Consider the following 20901-nt stretch of genomic DNA (forward strand, 5'->3'; position numbering starts at 1 on the left):
CTTGTCAAACCTCGACGCGCACTACACATTGTTAGCTCACAGCTCCCATCATGTCCCACATCGGCGTAAATATGCCTAACGCCAGAATCAAAACAAGCACCGCTACAACAGATATCAATATGGGTTCAATTTTTGAGGTCAAACTAGCTAAATCATAATCAACTTCGCGTTCATAAAAGTCTGATACTTCCTCAAGTAACTCATCTACCCGACCCGTTTCTTCGCCAACGCTAATCATTTGTAAAACTAGCGGCGTAAATAAGCTACTAGCCACCGATACTCTCGTTAAGCTTTCACCTTTTTCGATTTGACGACGCATTTTTAAGATTGATTCTGCCATATAGGCATTACTCACAGCGTCAGCAACTAGTGAAAGTGCCGTCGTTAAGGGAACCCCTGATTTGAGCATCATTGAAAAACTTCTAGAAAATCTCGCTAATAAACTTCTTTCAATTATTGGACCAATTACCGGAAACCTTATTTTGAGATGATCCCATTTGATCAATCCATCTTGGGTATTTATATACTGTTTAGTTATGAATACTGATACTAAAATTAAGCCAACTAACACATACCATTGATTGATGAAGAAATTAGAAGTTGCAAGTAAGATCCGAGTCATTAATGGTAACTCGGTACCAAACTTATCAAACATATTAGCAAAAATGGGTATCACGAAAATATTCAGTATTACAATGGCGGCAGTAATCGCAATAATGACAAAAGTCGGATAGCGAGTAGCGGCCTTTATCTGCTTGCGTGTTTCTTGTTCTCTTTCCAGGTATTTGGCAAGTTGTAGAAAAGCAGCATCGAGACGCCCTGTATTTTCACCAACATGCACAACACTCACAAACAACTGATTAAAAATATCTGGATGTTGCGCTAGGGCTGAGGAAAAATTACGGCCTTTCTCTAGACTTGCAATAATATCTTCCAACGCAACTTTTAAACGCACTGATTTAGTCGTTGTTAGGCCAGAAACCGCTCGTATGATAGGTATTCCGGCTTTTGTTAGAGAATACATTTGGCGCGAAAAAATAACGAGTTCGTCTAGACTTACATTTGGAGTTAAAAAATTAATGGCTTGTGTGGTTTTTTCGGTACTTTGTTCTAGTCTTTCATTCGGCAAAATTTCAATCGGAATAATGGCTCTTGCAGACAACATTTTGGCAACCGTATTTTCGTCGCTAGCATCTACCGAACCTTGAGTAATATCGCCATTGGATAAGCGACCCTTGTAGCTAAAACCAGGCATTAGTCAATATCCTCTAAGCTAAAGCCACCACTTGGTTCTGGCTTATCAATATCAGATTGATTGTCTGTCAGTGAAGCTATGGTTGGTGCGTTCGTTGCCTGTCCAGAAACTTCATTTTCTGCTTGTAAAGAATCTGTGTTGTGCGCACTTTCTTTGTCTGGCTCATTCGGGGGTAGTGGTTTTGATTCTTGCACAATTTCAACAAGCCGCATGACTTCATCTAGGGTTGTAATTCCCAATTTAGCGTAATCTAACGCAGCCATCGCAAGAGGGCGATACCCATCAGAGCATTTTGCCGCTTTTGTAAAATCATCCGTATCATTGTTTTTAAGGGCACTCATCATATCTTCGTTAAGTTGGAGTAACTCAAAGACCCCAATTCGGCCTCGATAACCAAGATAATTGCAACGCTGGCATCCCTTACCCTTTTTAAATTCATAATGAGAGAGATTGTCTTGCAACTGTGATAGCCATACTTGCTGTTCTTGGTCAGGCTCATGAGAATCGATACAATTATCACAAATTTTTCTGACAAGACGCTGAGCAACTATTGCCTTCAATGAACTGGCTACTAAGTATCCCGGCGCTCCCATATCGAGTAAGCGGATAGCACTACTGATGGCATCATTAGTGTGCAAAGTAGATAATACCAAGTGACCCGTTAGCGCTCCTCTTAAACCGATTTCAACCGTTTCATGGTCGCGCATTTCACCAACCATAATAATATCCGGATCTTGTCTTAACGTGGTGCGCAAAACGCTAGAAAAAGTTAGATTGATTTTTTGATTAATCTGGACTTGATTGATTCTTGGTAGACGATATTCCACAGGATCTTCTACCGTGATTATTTTCACTTCTGCTTTATTTAATTCATTTAATGCGCCATACAATGATGTTGTTTTGCCGGATCCAGTAGGCCCAGTCACTAAGATCATGCCATGGGGACGACGCAATAAGGTTCTGAATCGGTCCATGATGTCTGAGGGCATTCCAGTTTTATCTAAGCTTAATACGCCTTGTGATTGATCAAGTAGCCTCAACACAACGGACTCGCCTTGTTGGACAGGCATTGTAGAAACACGCACATCAATTTTATGATTCTTAACTGTAACTTGCGCCCTACCATCTTGGGGTAGACGTTTTTCTGAGATATCAAGGCCAGACATCAATTTCAATCTAAGTACAAGTGCCGCCGCTATATTTGCTTCTTGGATGATGTTTTCTTGCAGTACACCATCAACACGTTGCCGAATTCTTAGTTGCTTTTCATCTGGTTCAATGTGTATATCAGATGCTTTGGCAATGACCGCATCTTCAAAAATTGATTGCAATAATTTAGCAACTAAGTTGTCTTCGTCATCACTTAAACCGGATGTTAGTTGAAACTCTGAATCATCTTCATATTCATCAGCAAGTTCTTGTGCAAATGAGGCAATCTCTTCGGTTTTGCGATAAAAGTTCTCATATGCATTAAATAATTCAGATTCGCTGACTACAGCGACTTCAATTGCTTTAGGTAGTTTTGCCGCTAGTTCGTCAACAGCATTAATGTCGGCAGGATCACTCATCCCAACCAGTAAATGATCATCTTTGTCATCAATAACTAAAGCTCTGTAACGACGAGCTTGAATCTCAGGTAACATGCGAACCGCATTTGGATTAATTTTGTAATCCGACAAATTAATCAAGGGTACCTTCAAATGCTTGGACAGCAATTCCAAAAGTTGCAATTCGCTTACCATGCCCATTGAAACAAGTGTTGCACCGAGCTTACGTCCAGAGTTTCGTTGCTCAGATAATGCTAACTTTAGTTGTTGTTCGTTGATTAAATTTTGTTGTACAAGTAAATCGCCTAATCTCAATTTGACAGTCGGTTTCTCCATTATGACCGCCTCTCTAACAAAGCAATCCTTTTTTGCACAAATTCGTTAACCTGCTGTGGAAGTTGATTTAATGAATATGCTTGTTGATAGGCAGCAATAGCCTGCTCACCCATACTTTGTTTATCATGGCTGACACCAAGACCCAACCACCATTTAGCTTCTGCTGGATTGCGTTGTACTAGCATTAAGTAGTCGTTTTGCGCAACTTCATAATTACCCATCTTTTCGGCTAAAGCCGCTCGAAAACTCAATAATTCGTCGTTTGCAAGTTGTCCATAAGGATGGGAATTTAAGAGTGAAAATGCTTGTTGTCCATTCCCTTCTTTAAAGTAAATTCTTGCCAGCATGAGGCGCATACTTGAGTCTTGTGGGTCTATCGCCAAACCATCTAGTAAGACTTCTGCGGCTTTATTGTTTTGCGATTTTGAAAATAACATGGCGGCTAGTTGCTTTCGTGCGCGCGACTGTATTGGCGAAATCTGCAAAATCTTTTGCAATATTTGCATTACTTTTTTATTGTCATTGTCCCTAGAGGCCATGCTAGCTTGGGCTTTCAAGGAACTTAATTGTGAACTTAAATCACTCTCCGATCTTTTTGGAGTGATTTTATTTAGCGCTGTTTCTGAACTTTCATTGTTGTTTCTGTCGCCAGACTTAGCTTTTGAAAAGCTTTTCGTCATTTCATCATTATCTTGTTGCGGCATTTTACTTTCCGTAGCCGCAACTGACATCTCCTCAATGACATCAGACTTTGTTATTTGTTGTGGCTCGCTTACGTGAGCTTTATCGCTAGTTTTCGAATTCGTTATTAACGCCGGCAACGTTGGACCCGAAGTATCAACGATTTTTTGCCCTTGGCTAAGCGGAGTATCTTGAGATTGGGCAATATCAACATATTGATCGCTTTCACGTGGTTCGTATTGAATTTCTGTCTCTGTTTGTGGTGTTTTTTGTGTAGCTTGAGATTCATTGAGAATTAAATACGCAGTCACACTAAACAACATCAAAGATATAGTAAGCACAACAAATGAGCCCGCATAAATTATTTTATTATTGCTTGGCGCCACGTAATCCTTCTGCAAAAGTTGATGCTGGGTAGCTTCTAACTGTTGACGACTTTCTAAATCATTTAGCATCTTATTAACGACACTCATTGCCCTATCCTCGACACCATACTAATTATTTCGCGATAGAAAAAATCTGGTTCAGCCTGATATAGTAAAAAAGCAGCACATACAAAAATGCAGCCTACAGCAGGAATAGCCCAGGCATACCATGATCGTGTCACGTTATTGTCCACAGCTTCAGTGTCGTTTATGGCTAGTTTGATATGCGTTTTAGAAACTTGAAACTTACCTTCCCCAAACGCTAACATCAGCGCTTTATGGCAAATTATATTAACCAGTCTCGGTGTACCCTGTGTCGCTTTGAATAGACTTTTACATACGGCTTTTGGGAAGACATCAACTTTGCTTTGGTTGCCGGCTATGCCCATACGATAATTAACATACTGATATATTTGATCAGTATCGAGTTGACTTAAATGATATGAAAATGTGATTCTTTGACGTAATTGTCGTAGTTCAGGCTTCGCAATCTTATCATTCAACTCAGGTTGACCAAATAAAACAACCTGCATTAGCTTAGTAGATTCGGTTTCTAAATTTGTCATTAGACGCAAAGCTTCAATACTTTCGTCGGGTAAAGCTTGCGCTTCATCAATAATAAGTACTGCTGCTTTCCCCTCTTTGCGGATGTCTACAAGTCGCTTTTGAATCGCTTGAGTAAATTTTTGCTGGTCACTCTTTGCATCTAATTCAACTTGCAATTCACTTGCAACCGCTAGTCTTAATTCGCTCGGGGATAGATATGGGTTGGGGATGTAAGCTGTAACAAAACCTTCAGGCATTTCATTTAATAGCTTACGACAAACAAGTGTTTTCCCCGTGCCTACTTCTCCGGTGACTTTGATAAAACCTTCACCTGAGGTAAGTGCAGTTTGAAGCACTTCTAATGCTTCATTATGACTCGGTAAACCGAAAAAAAATTGGGTGTTGGGTGTAATGTTAAATGGCAGCTCTCTTACACCAAAATGATACAAATACATGGTTTACTCCACATAAAGCCAGTCAGCCATTTGAGTCCTGCTATTTTCTAGTTGTTCACGCCATGTATCTGGGCCAACAACAGTTGGTTTTAGCAGTATGATGAGTTCTTTTTTTACTTCTTTGTCGCGACGGTTCTTAAACATGTTTCCAACAAATGGGATATCACCTAAAAATGGTGTTTGAGAAGTTTCTTGGGTTTTGACAGATTGCATTAATCCACCAATAACCACGATTTCTCCGGAATTGGCGCGAATGATAGTATCTGATTCACGTATCGTGCTTTGCGCTAATGGCAGAACTATTTGTTCTTGATTAAGCGTAACAACCTTTTCTTGCTCTTCAGTTTCTATAACCGAAGGATGTACATGTAGTAAAATACTACCGTTACTGTCAATTTGGGGCGTTACATCAAGGGCGATACCTGAGAAAAACGGCGTTAACTCTATATCGGGGACCACCGAAGTTGCTGTTGGCGTAATCGTATTTTGACTTGAAATGTCTGTGACAAAATACTCATCATCACCCACTTTTATTACAGCTTTTTGGTTGTTGATTGCAGTTACTCTTGGGCTAGATAACACCTGCACGTTCCCTTGAGTCGAGAGCAAATTTAACACACCTGAGAAATCGCTGTTTGAAAAACTTAAATTTGCGATGCCACCAAGGGCTGAAGATATTGTATTACCCAATACTGCGCCTGAACTAGTGAATGTTAAATCAGTACTACCAATATTAGACGCAATCTTATTCCAGTTTATCCCCTGTTGAAATTCGTCATTTAAGACAACTTCAAGGATTCTAGCTTCGATAATGACTTGTCTTGTGAGGCTTTCTTCAGATGATTTTAAAAATTGGCGAATCGTTTTTAGTTCGTTTGGCATAGCTCTGACCGAAACGAGACCCGCTTGGGGTGAAATCATTACTGAGCGGCCTTCCATATTGCCAATCATCGTCATTAAACTTGTTTCTAAATTGTCCCAAAAATTTGCTTCACTGCGTGTTGTGATACTTGTTCCATTGACTGCACCATTTATACCGCCGCCAGAAAAGTTATTGCCGTTGGCCGCGTTGCCACTGAAGTTATTTTGACCTTGGGCGCCACCATTGCCATTACCATTGCCGCCAGCCGCTTGAGAAACGCCACCTGAAATTATACTTGTCTGGGTATTACCATCTCGCTGCATCATGAGGTAGTTGACAGAAAAAGTTTCCGTTCTTAAACCTGCTGGGAAGACCCTAAAAACCATACCTATTTGCTCTATGTGAAAACCATAAATGTCGGTAATCAGCGAAAACACTTCTTCTAAAGAGACTTGTTTTAAGTCAATTGTAATTTGACCTTTTACTTCTGGATGTATAGCAACGGAATATGGCGTATCTTGCACTAAGCTTGCAAAAAAGCTTTTTGCGGCCACCGATGTTGCACTGATATCATATTTTTCCGCTTCAAATAATGAATTTGGTGAAGCCGTATTGAGATCTTCAAGTAGGGTGTTGGAAACCGAATCAGGCAGCTGCGCCAGCGGTGCCGATTCCGAATCTTTTAATTGGGTATTTATTTCATTGGCTAAGTAGTCTTCTACATGACTTTTATTGGTGTCGGTAGATGAACAACTAAAAAGCACAAGGACAGCCGATGCCAACATAATGCCCTTATGTATTTTATTCGTTATCATCTTTTCACCTGCTTTTTCACGTCAACAATTCCTAATAATTCAATCGCTATTTGCGAACTAGCATCTTGCGGATTGCGCAATACAACGCCTGTTGGTTTTATTTCTCTAATCAACATATCGGCAATCATGTCGCCAGTCTGAAGTACTTTACCGTCAATAATTGCGTAACGAGTTTGGTTTCTGGTAAAAATAGCTGTCAGAGAATAAGCTGGCTGTACATTATTTTCGGCTATATCTCTGCTTTCTTTAATATTACCGGGCTTTGTAGGATCGCTCAATTTTTGCATCGCCAAAGCATTGGTGCCCACAAATTGGACAGACACTAAAACACTAAAAAAACAAAAAGAGCGAATTCGTTTCCGCACATTTTTATACAACCTAATACTTTCACTTCTAATTAACACTGATAAATGCCTCGCTGGTACTTAAGGTGAATAACGAGAGTGTTGTCTTAGCTGAAGGGTATTCAGATACTTGATAATGTAAACTTTGCCAATAAATCTTCCATCCCAAATTTTCTGCTTCCGACAGGAAATCACGAGTTGCAAAATAGTTGCCAGTGAAAACTAGCTCAATTCCATGGCGATAAATTTTTTCTTCATCTTTTTGCGTTTCACTTTGAATATCAGCAAATAATTCTTCCGGTGCCACCGATTTAACACTGATAACTTTCAAGCCCTCTGCTTTATTGAATACTTGTTGCAATAAAGTTGGCATCGCTTTAGGCAAAACGAGTTGATCTAGTTGTTCCGCAAAAGACTCATCAATTGTGTTTAATTTTTGGGTCATGCTATCGATTTGTCTTTTGATATTTTCGTTAGGGTCTTTACTAGCCTCATTTAAAAGTTCAGTAATACTTCTATCCGCAATCACAAGCTGATTTTCTAGGTCTTTAATTTGTTTTTCTTTTGCGCGAACTTGTTTAATTTGTGGCTCTATTAACATCAATATCATGACGATAATGACCGTCACTGGAACAAGTACGAAGATAAGTTTTTGTTCTCTAACCGCAAGGTTATCGAATGCTGTAAAAACTTTGGCGAATAAGCTATTGTTTCCAGCAATACTAGATTCCGACATTAGTCATCCCCTCTATTATTGGAATGATCTTGAGATGCTAGGGTTGTTTGGTCTTGTGTTTTCAATTCAAAACTAAGTAAGTCTCCCTTTCGCTCCAAGCTCGCAACGTCAAATTCTTGATTTTGAAAAAAAACGGTCTGACTCAATTTATCAAGCCACACAGGTAAAGTTTTTGGTGCAGATATACTGCCTTGTATCGACAAATCTTCACTACTTGCCGTAAACTCGGTCAACCAAATATCGCTAGTATCTGCTTCAGCAAATGAGGTAAACATATTAGAAAATGACCTCTGTTCTAATGAAGATAAGCCTCTCACTTTGTTCAACAGCTCATTTCTCATTCGAGTTTGCGCTATTAAACTAGACAGGCGAGCCTCTAGAACAGGGTCGGTTGTCTTGTCTGACAGGCTTTTAGTCAAATCGTCAATAGTGGTTTGTCGGAAGTTAATGTCATCTTGAATTGACTTGGCAAAATCGTATTCATTTTCATATTGAAAATAAAAGTATCCATAAATGCTAAAACAAAGTGTTATCGAAAAAAATAACAGTGCGAAAAAGTGAGATCCGGTAATCCACCTAAAATGTGGGATAAACTCTTCATGAAGCAGATTAATTTGCGACTTCATTTTCTACCCCCTTTTTATTCTTGGTTTCTTTTTTCGATTTTATACTTTTGCTTGCATTTTTTGCTTCGCTTTCGAAAAGCACTTTCGAGTAAGCAGCACCCAAACAACTAAAACTGGCAATTTTAAAATTCAATTCTGGAGAGCAGTGCAGCTCTGGAATAAACATTTCGCATGAAACACCCATAGAATCTGCTATGTGCTGGCAAAGAAACTCAGTATGCGGTGAATCCAACTTGACTAGAATTCTTCTGATAGGGGCTTGTCTTAGCTGGCTTTCAAAAAAGTCCATGGAACGTTGAATTTGGACAGACAAGGAATCGGTAATTCCCATTTCTAGCTCAGCCTGTGTGAACCCTCCAATATTCTCAAAACCTTTCAAACGCCTTGTAAAATACAGCTGATTGTCTTTCACTATATTTAATACAATGACTTCGCCATGCTCTTGCACAAGTGTAATAACAGGCTCACTATTACATTTAACTAATTGATTGGTAGCAATCTCTTCTATTGAAACTCCTTTTAGATTCAAATCGGCTTCAAATATGACTTCTGTCAATTTTTCGATCTCTTCTCTTGCAACCGCTACCGCAAGAATCTTGTTCTGCCCGGAAACTTGAGCAGGTAGATCCACAAAATCATATACAATATCTTTTTCGGAACCAGACGCTTCTTTGAGCGGCCATTGCAATGCGCTGAACACATCACTGTCTTCTACCATGGGTTTGTCAATTTGATAAATGCGATACCAGTGTGAAGATAAAGTGAAGTAACAGTCGGTGCCGACTAGACCATTATTATGAACATAGTCTTTCAGGTCAGACTGCCAACTTTGATGTGAAAAACTAGTGTCTAAACACCATGTGACCTCACCATTTATATTGCGCAAGACACACAATAAGACTTGGTCAGCAGTGTAAGCAATACCAACAGAGTAGAATTGAGAAGCCTTCCTCAATTTTTGTTTCATGTATTGTTTCCAACCAATTTTCTGCATTATAGGAGTTCCGAAACCGTTTTACTCTAGGGAAGTATTTTTGACTTTGCAGTATGTTTAATCTCGTAAAGCAATTTTGCTGCCAACTTTGTAGAGGTAAGGTTAAACATGCTCTGTAAGGGGGTTATCGGCAATTTTTTATGTTTATTGAGGGGAAATCAAAATTCTTACACTGCCCTTTTATTTGAAGGTGAATATAAATTCGGCAAAGTTTTGCCACATAACAATAGCGTAGCGAATATTTACGGTTAAATTAGTCAACCTAAATAAAACTGAAAAATGCAAACAAAAAGCCCCAATTAGCATGATAGCTAAATGGGACTTATTCTAATTACTTAATCTACAATTATTTTTATGTGCTGATTAGAACGGAATGTCGTCGTCAAAGTCAATGTCTGGTTCAGACATCTTGGGAGTATTTGTTGGCTGATTTGAAGGTGCAGATTGTCCTTGATTGAAACCTCCGGTTCCTTGAGGTGCTTGTGAAGGTGGACTTTGATTGCTCTGAACGCTCTGGTTATTTTGAGGCCGTTGTTGATAATTACCTTGACCATTTTGTCCTTGGCTATCATTCCGACCTCCCATCATTTGCATATTATCAGCGATGATTTCCGTGGTATAACGGTCATTGCCCTGCTGATCTTGCCACTTTCGTGTTTGCAGTTTGCCTTCAATAAAAACTTGGGAGCCTTTTTTTAAATATTCGCCAGCAATTTCTGCCAAACGACGATACATAGTCACTCTATGCCACTCTGTCCTTTCTTGTTGTTGCCCTTGTTGATCTTTCCAACTTTCACTGGTTGCTATACTTAAATTAGCAACTGCATTGCCGTTGGGCATATATCTAACCTCAGGATCATTGCCAAGATTGCCAACGATGATGACTTTGTTTACGCCTCTTGAAGCCATTATATTTCCTTTATTTTTAGTGTTTTATTATTTGTTTAGCTTGCTCTATATCGAATAACTTGGCATCTACCTTTAAATAGATAGCATCGTCAATATCGTCTATCAGTGCTTCTTTCACACCGGCAAGTCCTCTCAATTCATTAAGGATGCTAGCGTTGGTGTTCATGGTTACACCAGTATCACCTAGCATCAGGGTGACACGTTTAATTCTTTCAATGTTTGCCAAACCCTTCATGGTTAAGCTTAACAAAAAGATGACAACTAAACACATGATAAAAGTATATTGAGGTGAAAAAAAGCTGTTCAATAGGCCAGATACAAGTCCGCCTAAAAACGCACCAAAAAATTGATGGCTTGCATATAAGCCCATAGCACTGCCTTTTTGGCCAGGTGGACAGATGGCGGAGACCATAGATGGCATTTTTGCCTCTAAGAAATTAAATCCTGCAAAAAAGAAAATACCGGCGATTACGATGCCTGTCCAATTATTAGCATTAGTGAGCAAAATCACAAAAGAGACTGCCAAACAAAGGAGTGCAATGCTTGCGCTTGTTGACACAGGTAGTTTGTCAGATAGATTTATCATGACTATCAAGGCAAGCACAGATACGCTGAGAACTATAGTATAAACAATCCAATGCTCACTTAATGGCACTGACATATTAATCAATTGGACAGGCACTTGAACAAAAAAACAAGTTACAAGCATATGAATAACTAAAACGGAAAGATTCAAGCGCCAAAGATGATGATGCTTATAAAGACTCCACAAGCTTTTCGTTTTGGGTAATGAGTCGCCCGAAGCTTGCAAGTTTTCCGGTAGTTGAACACCAAAATGCACCAAGGGCACACACAAGATAGCCAATATAGCTGTCATCAAGAAAATGCCACTTAACCCGAGGCTTGCCGCTACTATTGGGCCGAGTAGCAGGGCTAAATAAAATGAAAAACCAATTGAAATACCGATCAGAGCCATTATTTTGGTTCGTTGGGACTCTCTAGTAGCGTCACTTGCTAAAGCCATTACCGCTGCAGCAATCGCACCGCTTCCTTGCATAATTCGTCCTATTGTAAGTAACCACATACTATCAGCGAGACCGGCAATTAGAGAGCCTAAAGCAAAAAGAATTAAGCCTATATAGATGACTGGCTTCCTTCCCCATGAATCTGACAATAAACCCATTGGAATTTGGCATATAGCTTGTGTAAGACCATAACCGCCTACTGCTAACCCGACCCATAAAGGGGAATAATCAGGATATTCAAGCGCAGCTACCGCCAAAACAGGAATTACCATAAACAAACCAAGCATGCGCAATACATAAACTGAAGCAAGGGAAATTCCAGCCTGCCATTCCGTTTTATTCAGTTTGTTAACGTCCATTTCGCCTGTAAGCTCGTTTCATTTTTTAGAGGACGGCATTTTAAACTGTTAGTTGAATGATTAATAGTATTCAAACACCCTCATGTTGACACAGATGTAAATACAACTTGATCTAGTCTTATGCGTCGGCGTAACTAACCCATGAATTCTTCTCAAACTATGGCATAATGGCCGATTACTTTTTGCGAGCTTAAAAATAAACCTTATGGATAAAATTGAAGTTAGAGGCGCCCGAACCCACAATTTAAAGAATATCGACATTACCTTGCCAAGAGATAAGTTGATAGTGATCACTGGGTTATCTGGTTCAGGTAAGTCTTCTTTGGCATTTGACACCCTTTATGCTGAAGGACAACGCCGATATGTGGAGAGCCTCTCGGCATATGCTCGACAGTTTCTATCAATGATGGAGAAACCAGATGTTGACCATATTGAAGGTTTGTCTCCTGCCATTTCTATTGAACAAAAATCTACGAGTCATAATCCTCGCTCTACCGTCGGCACAATAACTGAAATATACGACTATTTAAGACTCATGTTCGCCAGAGTCGGCACCCCTATTTGTCCGGATCACAACGTACCGCTAGATGCCCAAACTGTTAGCCAAATGGTAGATAAAGTTTTAGCTCTCGACGAAGGAACAAAATTGATGTTGCTGGCGCCCGTTGTCCAAGAGCGCAAAGGTGAGCACCTTAAGATGTTAGAAAGTTTGGCTGCTCAAGGCTACATTAGAGCACGAATTGATGGGGAAGTTTGTGACTTATCAGACCCACCTGAATTAGATTTACGTAAAAAACATACTATTGAGGTAATTGTTGACCGCTTCAAAGTGAGAGATGATCTTCAACTTAGGCTAGCAGAATCATTTGAAACAGCTTTAGCCTTATCGGCAGGAACAGCGAAAATTGCGTTTATGGATAGCGTGCAAGATGAAATTGTCTTTTCTGCGAACTTCGCTTGCCCACATTGCGGATACAGCATTACTGAGCTTGAACCTCGAATATTTTCATTTAATAATCCTGCTGGAGCTTGCCAAACCTGCGATGGTCTAGGAACAAAACAGTTCTTCGATAAACATAGAGTGATTAATAATGATGAGCTAAGTCTGTCAGGCGGGGCCATTAGAGGCTGGGATAAACGCAGCTATTATTATTTTCAAATGTTGATGTCAGTTGCCGAACATTATGGTTTTGATTTAACCACGCCGTTTGGTGAGTTAGATGAAAAATCACAAGATATCATTCTCAATGGTTCTAATGGCGAATCGATAAAGTTTCGATATATCAACGAACGTGGCGATATTATGGAACGTAAGCACCCTTTTGAGGGCATCATTCCCAACATGGAAAGACGTTATAAAGAAACAGAGTCCAATACTGTGAGAGAGGAACTTGGGAAATATTTAAGCCATCAACCTTGTTCTAGCTGCTCAGGCTCTAGGTTAAGACTTGAAGCTAGAAACGTGTTTATTGCCGACACTAACTTGCCTCAAATTGCACAAATGTCAATTGCCCAAGCGCATTCTTTCTTTAATACGCTAAATCTATCTGGCCAAAAGGCCACGATTGCTGACAAAATTCTGAAGGAGATAATGGACAGGCTACAGTTCTTGGTAAATGTTGGTTTAAATTACTTATCTTTAGAGCGCAGTGCCGATACTTTGTCTGGTGGGGAGGCCCAAAGAATTAGGTTAGCTAGTCAAATTGGTGCCGGTTTAGTTGGTGTAATGTATGTTTTAGATGAGCCTTCAATTGGTTTGCACCAACGCGATAATGAGCGTTTGCTTAAAACCCTTCGACACCTGAGAGATTTAGGAAATACGGTAATTGTTGTTGAGCATGATGAAGATGCTATTAGGGAAGCCGATTATATTGTTGATATTGGACCCGGTGCTGGTGTTCACGGTGGAGAGATAATTGCAGAAGGTAGCTTGCAAGATATCGAAAGTTGCACAAACTCATTAACGGGTAAATACCTTTCTGGCATTGAGAAAATTGACATCCCTGAGCATCGCACACCAATATTGGACAGGCACTGGTTGAAACTCGAAGGAGCTAGCGGAAACAATCTACAAAACGTTAATTTGAAAATACCAACGGGTTTAATGACTTGCATTACTGGTGTTTCTGGTTCCGGTAAATCAACCCTAATTAACGATACATTTTACAAAATAGCTCAACGTGAATTGAACAGGGCAACAGTCAACGAGCCGTCTCCATATAAATCGATATCAGGTTTAGAGTACTTAGACAAAGTAGTCGATATTGACCAAAGTCCTATTGGCAGAACACCCAGGTCTAATCCTGCAACTTACGCTGGTATTTTCACACCCATTAGAGAGATTTTTGCAGGAACTCAAGAATCTCGTTCACGCGGATATAAACCTGGAAGATTCAGTTTTAATGTAAAAGGCGGACGCTGTGAAGCTTGTCAAGGTGATGGGGTTATTAAAGTCGAAATGCACTTTTTGCCGGATGTATACGTTCCTTGCGACGTTTGCGCTGGTAAAAGATACAATCGAGAAACGCTTGAGATCAAGTTTAAAAATAAGAATATCCATGAAGTACTTGAAATGACGGTTGAGGATGCTCGAGAATTCTTCGATGCAATTCCATCTATCTCAAGAAAGCTACAAACTCTAATGGATGTAGGCTTATCGTATATTAGACTTGGGCAATCTGCGACCACACTGTCTGGTGGTGAGGCACAACGTGTAAAACTTGCCAAGGAGTTGTCAAAGCGAGATACTGGACAGACACTTTATATTCTAGATGAACCAACTACTGGTTTGCACTTTCACGATATAAAGCAACTCCTCCAGGTACTGCATAGACTTCGCAATCATGGCAACACAGTTGTTGTAATTGAACATAATTTGGATGTTGTAAAAACAGCCGACTGGGTTATCGATTTAGGCCCCGAAGGAGGCTCGGGGGGTGGTAAAATAATAGCACAAGGCACACCAGAAGAAGTCTCTGAACAAAAAGGATCACATACAGGATTTTTCCTCAAACAAATGCTTAAGGACACAAAATAATATGTTTTCTGAAGAGTATACTGTCCGTTTTTACGAGACCGACGGACTTGGACACGTGAGCAATACGGTTCTTGTAGCTTGGTTTGAATCTGCACGAATTCCAATTTTTAAAATGTTTGTACCAGATTTGAAATTAGAAAATTGGCCGTTAATTCTTGCTAATTACAATGTTGATTTTTTAGAACAAATCTATCTTCAAATGCCTGTCCAAATAAAAACTTGGATAAGTCGCATTGGAAACAGTTCATTTGATGTTTATCAAGAGTGTTGGCAAGATGAGCACCTAAAATCTAAAGGAACAACAACACTTGTACATTTTGATTATGAAAGTAAAAAAGCAATGACATTATCTCAAGAAATAAAAAATATCATGGAAAAACACTTGTTAAACAAATTCGAATAACCAAATGAAACAACCTATTGAGCCTGATTTTATTCGCGTAATAGATAATAGCCTTCCAAACCATATATGTGACGAAATAATAAGAATATTTAACAATAGTCCAAATATTCAACAAGGTCGCACCGGGGGTGGAGTTGATATCGATAAAAAACACTCGTATGACGTATCCATTCAACGTCATAAAGAATTTGAATCAATATTAGAAGCAGTGTTTAAGACTTCTACAATCCATATAATTGAATATTTAAAAGACTTTCATTTTGCTCTAATAGGCCCTATTGCTCTGACATTTCAAGATTTAAAGAGTGGGGAGACAAGTTCAATTACCGACGAAAATTTTAAGGAAATTGGAATTCCCAACATTGAGAATCTAGTCAGACATATTTACCAATTGGGTGAAATTTCAGTACAGAAATATGAAAAAGGCATTGGTGGTTACCCTTATTGGCACTCGGAAATTTACCCGAAAAAAAATGACCTTCAACCATTACATCGCAGCCTTCTGTTTATGTTTTATTTAAATGATGTTGATGACGGTGGGGAAACAGATTTTTATTACCAAAATAAATCTATTCAACCTAAAAAAGGAAGAATGGTAATTGCACCAGCTGGGTTTACTCATACACATCGAGGAAACAAGCCAAATTCTAGCGACAAATTTATATTAACATCATGGGTATTGTTCAACTCTGCCGACACTCTTTACCCTTAGTAGTTAGTAAGTAGGTGGTTGATTATTATCACAATATAGACGTAGCATATTTGCGGCTCCTTTTATTCTTTTTCTGCCGGTACTTTTTTTATATTGTTCTAGAGAAACGACATTTCCAATAGCTACTGGAAACATAATTTCCATATCATTTATTGTATGTAGCCAACTTTCCGAGTTAAATGACATTTTTTTAAGTTCTGGGATTAAACTTTTAACGGAATGCTTTTCAAATAGGTACTCTTTAGTAGACTTTAGGAGTGACAAATAATCCAACAAGGTCATATTAATTGCCGGCAAAGAACTATTATTCAACTTATCATTTTTGAAAGGTACCAAAGAATTTAAGCACCATCCTTTTCTCGCTGAAGTAATGCGTTTATAAATACTTGTATGTAAAGATTGATCTATTGATTTTGCAACATGCGCTCTAATAGGATTCAAATCTACATAAGCCATACACGTTATCAAGGCTTTATCGTCCAAAATAGCGTAAGATTTAAATCGCCCTTCCCAGAAGTGCCCTGTGCAATCATCTTCTTTGTTTGCTCTACGAGCAATATATTCGTTAAGATATTTCATAAACCAACTTAAATCTGAGAGTCGTGAGCGGTATTCCTCTATTTTTAGTTTCAATCGCCTTTTAACAAGTGGGTCGGATGGGTAACTTTTAGTTTCGAGAAAAATTGCTGTCTCTTGAGTTCCGACGGAGATTCTGTGCCATCGAGCAACTACGTTATGATCACTCATGTTAGCACTTTCTTGCTTATTAATATGAATAACAAGATGTACATGATTGCTCATTACCGCATAGGCACACACTCCAATAGAAAATGTATTCGCCAAATATATGATTCGCTTTTCAACCCAGCTCTTCCGGTGTTCAAAACTTTCACCTGTTTGTCTATCGAAGCCACATAGATACGTCCGCCTAACACATCTTGAAATTACATGGTAATAGGGGGTACAACTTTCATTTACAATTTTACTTCTAGGATAGGGCATACTAATTCCAATGTTTTTTTTAGCATAATCCCTATAGAAGGTTTTAAAAACTGACCTCGAGTACAGTTTTACTGAAAAAATGAAAAACCATCCAAAATCAAAATGGTTCTAAGTTGGAACCAGACATTGTATAGCCGACAGATGCTATATCACCTACCCAGCCGTCAGTAGAGAGTCGACCTGTGACCCAGACCGCATCGTATAAATTATTTATTGGGATACCGTCTTTGAATTTCACAAATACAATCTGATTTGAAGGGGGTGGAGGGACATGGATACATGCACCGAAATAAGGCACGAGTAAGAACTCCGTTATAGCATCCGCATCTCCCTCTAGAGGTACCACAAAACCAGGTATTTTCACAAATTGTCCGTTCAATGATTCTATTAAAGGAGCATTGGGGGCAACTTGAGCCATACTGCCAGCATGCTCCATCGAAACCGCCGGCATTTCAAAATTTTTAGGCACTAAATCTTCCCAATATAACTCTATGGGTCCATCATTTGCGTTAGAAAAAACACTTAAACTCATAGTGCTTATTATGAACACAATTTTAAAAAAATATTTCATAAAGAACCCTTTTTTAGTCGAAAATAGTAAACTGAACAGAAACACCTTGAGCCTGAAGTAGTGTCTGTCCAATAAACCAAAATTCAGAACCTAAAGTGTGTGTCCAAAAAGACTATTTGTGATACTTCAAACAATGCTCGACTTCTTCCTTAGAACCCAATAAAACAGGAACTCTTTGGTGAATTTCTGATGGCATTACCTCCATAATACGGCCATGGCCTGTGGACGCTAGTCCACCTGCTTGTTCCATAAGAAAAGCCATTGGATTTGCTTCATAAAGTAAGCGTAATTTCCCAGGGATTTCAGGATTCCGTTTATCAAATGGATACATGAAAATCCCCCCTCTGCATAAAACTCTATGTATATCCCCAACCATTGCTGCAACCCAACGCATATTATAATCTTTTTTTCTCGGCCCTTCTGTTCCAGCCATTAACTCAGAGATATATTTTTGGATAGGCGCTTCCCAGTGACGTTGATTAGAAGCGTTAATTGCAAATTCAGCTGTTTGCTTGGGCACTTGGATATCTGCAGTTGTTAAAAGAAAACCTCCATGTGTCTTATCCAAAGTATACAAGTGGGTACCTCGCCCAGTCGTCATGGCCAACATTGTTGAGGGTCCATATAATACATAACCCGCCGCAACCATTTGTGTACCTGGTTGTAAAAATGCGGATGGATCATCAGGCTTCATCCATTGTGGCGCATGCGTTATCGAAAAAATGGTACCAATCAGGCTGTTTATTTCAGTGTTGGAGGAACCATCTAATGGGTCGAAGCTAACTAAATAATTGCCATCTGGAGAACATGGTACAACGTCTTCCTCTTCTTCTGAGGAAATAGCTTTTACATACCCAGACTCCCTCAAAGTATCCTTTAAAATTTGATTAGATATTACATCTAACTTCTTTTGAGTTTCTCCTTGAACATTCTCACTCAAAGTAGAACCCAAAACACCAGCCAACTCACCTTGGCTAACCCTAAAAGAAATTTCTTTGCAAGCAGCTAAGAGCGTTCTAATTAGTAAAATCAATTCAACTGGTGCGCCATCTTGCTGCAGCTGAGAATTCAGACGTTTCATATAATACTTTCCTTTTTTGGTGTTCTCGATAAACAAAAATTACTAAAAATTAAACTCACAATACTTTCTATTACTTATTCTGTTCTTTATATTGTAACTGGCTTGAGCCCCGATTAAAAACAGTTATTTAAGACAAATCATCTGTTACACTTGCCCTTATTTTATAATAGCGAAATAATTTGTTATGCATGTTCATATTTTAGGGATTTGTGGAACCTTTATGGGCGGTATTGCCGCCATCGCAAAAAGCTTAGGCTACAATGTGACAGGCTCTGATAGAAATGTGTATCCACCTATGAGTACTCAACTTGAAGAGTTAGGCATTGCCTTATCTGAAGGCTATGACACGAGTCAATTTGACCCCAAGCCCGACATGGTGATTATTGGTAATGCGATGGCTCGCGGAAATCCTGCTGTAGAATATGTGCTGGATAACAATCTTCCATATACGAGCGGTCCACAATGGCTACTTGACCATCTGCTAAAAGACCGTTGGGTATTGGCTATTGCAGGTACACACGGTAAAACAACAACAACCAGTATGTTAACTTGGATCCTAGAAAGTGCAGGCTTAGAGCCTGGATTTTTAATCGGAGGCGTGCCTGAAAATTTCGGTATTTCTGCGAGGATAGGAAACACACCCTATTTTGTGATTGAAGCTGACGAATACGACAGTGCATTTTTTGATAAAAGATCAAAATTCGTCCATTACCGACCAAGAACCCTAGTCCTTAATAATTTAGAATTCGATCATGCCGATATATTTGAAGATTTAAATGCCATTAAAAAACAGTTTCATCATTTAGTTAGAACCGTCCCTGCGAATGGATTAATCTTGTCGCTGGCAGCTGAACCAAACATCGAATCTGTTCTTGAAATGGGTTGTTGGAGTGAACAATCTTTTATTGGTAAAGCAAACAAAGCGAGTTGGCGAGCGCATGAACTTAAATCTGATTGCAGTATATTTGAAGTATTCCATAAAAACAAACTGTGCGGTACGGTAACATGGTCTTTAATTGGCAATCATAATATGAACAACGCAGTAATGGCCATAGCGGCAGCTCATCATGCTGGAATTGACATTGCAACAGCAATTCAAGCTTTATCTTTATTTAAAAACGTGAAAAGACGTATGGAAATAAAAGGCGTTGTAGGAGGTATTACAATTTATGATGATTTTGCACATCACCCAACGGCCATAGAGACAACCGTTTCTGGCTTGCGGAGTAAAGTTGGTAATCAATCTATTATTGCGATAGTGGAGCCCCGCAGCAATACTATGCGCATGGGCGTCCATAAAAGTCAGTTGTCTCGTTCATGGGAAAAAGCAGATTCAGTGCATCTGCTTGAACCAAAAAATTTGGATTGGTCATTACAAGATGTAGTTGACAATAGTAAAGTACAAGTATCAACACATCAAACAACAGCTTCCATTGTCGAGCAAGTTACTGCACAAGCGAACCCTGGTGACCACATACTTGTGATGAGTAATGGTGGGTTTGAGAGAATACATGAAAGACTGCTTGAAAAGCTTGGAGATAAATATGAATAAAGAAGTCACTGTAGCTATTACCGGTGCTTCTGGAGCACCCTACGCGCTGTTATTGCTTAAACAATTGGTCAGTAGTGGCGTTAAAATACATTTACTTATGTCGTCTGCTGCACGAGTAGTATTCGCCGCAGAAGAAAACCTTAAAATACCAAGTAGTCCAGAAAAAATAAGTACTTTTTTCGCTGAATATACTGGGGCAAAAGCGGAACAGATTATTGCTTATGGCAAAGAGGAATGGTTCTCAATTGTAGCATCAGGTTCTTCCGCACCAAAAACAATGATAATTTGTCCATGTTCAACGGGCACGTTATCATCTATCGCAATCGGCGCTTGCGACAATCTTATTGAACGAGCTGCCGACGTAGTAATTAAAGAAAGAGGACAACTCCTATTGGTCCCTAGGGAAATGCCATTTTCCAGTATTCACCTAGAAAACATGCTAAAACTATCCAATTTAGGAGCCACAATAATGCCAGCAGCACCTGGTTTTTACCACAACCCTAAGAGTATTGATGATCTTATCAGCTTTGTTGTTGCTCGTATCCTAGATCACCTGGAAATTCCACAAAACATTATGAAACCCTGGGGATACAGTAATAAGTGAGAAAATTTTAGTTGAATAATAACT

General features: G+C 39.3%; 19 protein-coding genes. 5 read left to right on the forward strand and 14 right to left on the reverse strand.

Features of this window, described 5'->3' with window-relative positions:
* Window positions 1–31: 31 nt before the first annotated feature.
* The 11 genes from RM552_RS12410 to RM552_RS12460 form a co-directional block, all read right to left on the reverse strand.
* The gene (locus RM552_RS12410; protein ID WP_311369168.1) at window positions 32–1255 is read right to left on the reverse strand and encodes a type II secretion system F family protein; all 1224 of its coding nucleotides are present in this window, start codon (window positions 1253–1255) and stop codon (window positions 32–34) included.
* Entirely contained in the window at window positions 1255–3138 is a 1884-nt protein-coding gene (locus tag RM552_RS12415; protein WP_311369169.1) for a GspE/PulE family protein, read from the reverse strand. Before RM552_RS12415 ends, RM552_RS12410 begins: the two co-directional genes overlap by 1 nt.
* The gene (locus RM552_RS12420) at window positions 3138–4292 is read right to left on the reverse strand and encodes a tetratricopeptide repeat protein (RefSeq protein WP_311369170.1); all 1155 of its coding nucleotides are present in this window, start codon (window positions 4290–4292) and stop codon (window positions 3138–3140) included. Before RM552_RS12420 ends, RM552_RS12415 begins: the two co-directional genes overlap by 1 nt.
* Window positions 4289–5245 (reverse strand): ExeA family protein, encoded by a 957-nt coding sequence (locus RM552_RS12425; RefSeq protein ID WP_311369171.1) that lies wholly within the window; start codon window positions 5243–5245, stop codon window positions 4289–4291. The genes RM552_RS12420 and RM552_RS12425 overlap by 4 nt, the downstream gene beginning before the upstream one ends.
* 3 nt (window positions 5246–5248) lie before the next feature.
* The gene (gene mshL / locus RM552_RS12430) at window positions 5249–6922 is read right to left on the reverse strand and encodes a pilus (MSHA type) biogenesis protein MshL (RefSeq protein ID WP_311369172.1); all 1674 of its coding nucleotides are present in this window, start codon (window positions 6920–6922) and stop codon (window positions 5249–5251) included.
* Window positions 6919–7245 (reverse strand): hypothetical protein, encoded by a 327-nt coding sequence (locus RM552_RS12435; protein WP_311369173.1) that lies wholly within the window; start codon window positions 7243–7245, stop codon window positions 6919–6921. Before RM552_RS12435 ends, mshL begins: the two co-directional genes overlap by 4 nt.
* Window positions 7246–7315: 70 nt before the next feature.
* Window positions 7316–8002, reverse strand: a complete 687-nt coding sequence (locus tag RM552_RS12440; protein WP_311369174.1) for a hypothetical protein — start codon at window positions 8000–8002, stop codon at window positions 7316–7318.
* Window positions 8002–8628: a PilN domain-containing protein gene (locus tag RM552_RS12445; protein WP_311369175.1), complete on the reverse strand. Its 627-nt coding sequence runs from the start codon at window positions 8626–8628 to the stop codon at window positions 8002–8004. The genes RM552_RS12440 and RM552_RS12445 overlap by 1 nt, the downstream gene beginning before the upstream one ends.
* The gene (locus tag RM552_RS12450; protein ID WP_311369176.1) at window positions 8612–9595 is read right to left on the reverse strand and encodes a biogenesis protein MshI; all 984 of its coding nucleotides are present in this window, start codon (window positions 9593–9595) and stop codon (window positions 8612–8614) included. The genes RM552_RS12445 and RM552_RS12450 overlap by 17 nt, the downstream gene beginning before the upstream one ends.
* 390 nt (window positions 9596–9985) lie before the next feature.
* Entirely contained in the window at window positions 9986–10531 is a 546-nt protein-coding gene (locus tag RM552_RS12455; RefSeq protein WP_311369177.1) for a single-stranded DNA-binding protein, read from the reverse strand.
* Between the two features lie 16 nt (window positions 10532–10547).
* The gene (locus RM552_RS12460) at window positions 10548–11900 is read right to left on the reverse strand and encodes an MFS transporter (protein ID WP_432277221.1); all 1353 of its coding nucleotides are present in this window, start codon (window positions 11898–11900) and stop codon (window positions 10548–10550) included.
* A 220-nt stretch (window positions 11901–12120) separates the two neighbouring features.
* On the opposite strand from RM552_RS12460, the gene uvrA reads away from it, so the two are divergent.
* Genes uvrA through RM552_RS12475 form a run of 3 tightly spaced genes read left to right on the forward strand, consistent with a single transcriptional unit; the run spans window position 12121 to window position 16067 of the window.
* Window positions 12121–14952 carry an excinuclease ABC subunit UvrA gene (gene uvrA, locus RM552_RS12465; protein WP_311369179.1) on the forward strand — a complete coding sequence of 944 codons (2832 nt, stop codon included), beginning with the start codon at window positions 12121–12123 and terminating at the stop codon, window positions 14950–14952.
* A 1-nt stretch (window position 14953) separates the two neighbouring features.
* On the forward strand, window positions 14954–15355 hold the full coding sequence (locus tag RM552_RS12470) for an acyl-CoA thioesterase (RefSeq protein WP_311369181.1): 402 nt from the start codon (window positions 14954–14956) through the stop codon (window positions 15353–15355).
* A gap of 4 nt (window positions 15356–15359) precedes the next feature.
* Window positions 15360–16067, forward strand: a complete 708-nt coding sequence (locus RM552_RS12475; RefSeq protein ID WP_311369183.1) for a 2OG-Fe(II) oxygenase — start codon at window positions 15360–15362, stop codon at window positions 16065–16067.
* Between the two features lie 3 nt (window positions 16068–16070).
* Here the strand turns inward: RM552_RS12475 and RM552_RS12480 are convergent, their stop codons facing one another.
* The 3 genes from RM552_RS12480 to RM552_RS12490 all read right to left on the reverse strand — a co-directional run bounded on the left by RM552_RS12480 (window position 16071) and on the right by RM552_RS12490 (window position 18721).
* Window positions 16071–16814: a transposase gene (locus RM552_RS12480; RefSeq protein ID WP_432277216.1), complete on the reverse strand. Its 744-nt coding sequence runs from the start codon at window positions 16812–16814 to the stop codon at window positions 16071–16073.
* Window positions 16815–17166: 352 nt separating this feature from the next.
* The gene (locus RM552_RS12485) at window positions 17167–17640 is read right to left on the reverse strand and encodes a DUF3299 domain-containing protein (RefSeq protein ID WP_311369185.1); all 474 of its coding nucleotides are present in this window, start codon (window positions 17638–17640) and stop codon (window positions 17167–17169) included.
* 112 nt (window positions 17641–17752) lie between these two features.
* Window positions 17753–18721, reverse strand: coding sequence for a class 1 fructose-bisphosphatase (locus tag RM552_RS12490; protein WP_311369186.1), 969 nt, complete (start codon window positions 18719–18721; stop codon window positions 17753–17755).
* 184 nt (window positions 18722–18905) lie between these two features.
* On the opposite strand from RM552_RS12490, the gene mpl reads away from it, so the two are divergent.
* Window positions 18906–20273, forward strand: coding sequence for a UDP-N-acetylmuramate:L-alanyl-gamma-D-glutamyl-meso-diaminopimelate ligase (gene mpl / locus RM552_RS12495; protein WP_311369187.1), 1368 nt, complete (start codon window positions 18906–18908; stop codon window positions 20271–20273).
* The gene (locus tag RM552_RS12500) at window positions 20260–20877 is read left to right on the forward strand and encodes a flavin prenyltransferase UbiX (protein ID WP_311369283.1); all 618 of its coding nucleotides are present in this window, start codon (window positions 20260–20262) and stop codon (window positions 20875–20877) included. The genes mpl and RM552_RS12500 overlap by 14 nt, the downstream gene beginning before the upstream one ends.
* Window positions 20878–20901 lie beyond the last annotated feature (24 nt).

This window comes from Glaciecola petra (genome assembly GCF_031846345.1).
GTDB lineage: Bacteria > Pseudomonadota > Gammaproteobacteria > Enterobacterales > Alteromonadaceae > Glaciecola > Glaciecola petra.

Coding starts and splice junctions, on each gene's coding strand:
- RM552_RS12480 (WP_432277216.1), bottom strand. CDS start 16,814: ATGAGTGATCATAACGTAGTTGCTCGATGGCACAGAATCTCCGTCGGA.
- RM552_RS12420 (WP_311369170.1), bottom strand. CDS start 4,292: ATGAGTGTCGTTAATAAGATGCTAAATGATTTAGAAAGTCGTCAACAG.
- RM552_RS12415 (WP_311369169.1), bottom strand. CDS start 3,138: ATGGAGAAACCGACTGTCAAATTGAGATTAGGCGATTTACTTGTACAA.
- RM552_RS12410 (WP_311369168.1), bottom strand. CDS start 1,255: ATGCCTGGTTTTAGCTACAAGGGTCGCTTATCCAATGGCGATATTACT.
- uvrA (WP_311369179.1), top strand. CDS start 12,121: ATGGATAAAATTGAAGTTAGAGGCGCCCGAACCCACAATTTAAAGAAT.
- mpl (WP_311369187.1), top strand. CDS start 18,906: ATGCATGTTCATATTTTAGGGATTTGTGGAACCTTTATGGGCGGTATT.
- RM552_RS12425 (WP_311369171.1), bottom strand. CDS start 5,245: ATGTATTTGTATCATTTTGGTGTAAGAGAGCTGCCATTTAACATTACA.
- RM552_RS12445 (WP_311369175.1), bottom strand. CDS start 8,628: ATGAAGTCGCAAATTAATCTGCTTCATGAAGAGTTTATCCCACATTTT.
- RM552_RS12470 (WP_311369181.1), top strand. CDS start 14,954: ATGTTTTCTGAAGAGTATACTGTCCGTTTTTACGAGACCGACGGACTT.
- RM552_RS12475 (WP_311369183.1), top strand. CDS start 15,360: ATGAAACAACCTATTGAGCCTGATTTTATTCGCGTAATAGATAATAGC.
- RM552_RS12440 (WP_311369174.1), bottom strand. CDS start 8,002: ATGTCGGAATCTAGTATTGCTGGAAACAATAGCTTATTCGCCAAAGTT.
- RM552_RS12455 (WP_311369177.1), bottom strand. CDS start 10,531: ATGGCTTCAAGAGGCGTAAACAAAGTCATCATCGTTGGCAATCTTGGC.
- RM552_RS12450 (WP_311369176.1), bottom strand. CDS start 9,595: ATGAAACAAAAATTGAGGAAGGCTTCTCAATTCTACTCTGTTGGTATT.
- mshL (WP_311369172.1), bottom strand. CDS start 6,922: ATGATAACGAATAAAATACATAAGGGCATTATGTTGGCATCGGCTGTC.
- RM552_RS12490 (WP_311369186.1), bottom strand. CDS start 18,721: ATGAAACGTCTGAATTCTCAGCTGCAGCAAGATGGCGCACCAGTTGAA.
- RM552_RS12485 (WP_311369185.1), bottom strand. CDS start 17,640: ATGAAATATTTTTTTAAAATTGTGTTCATAATAAGCACTATGAGTTTA.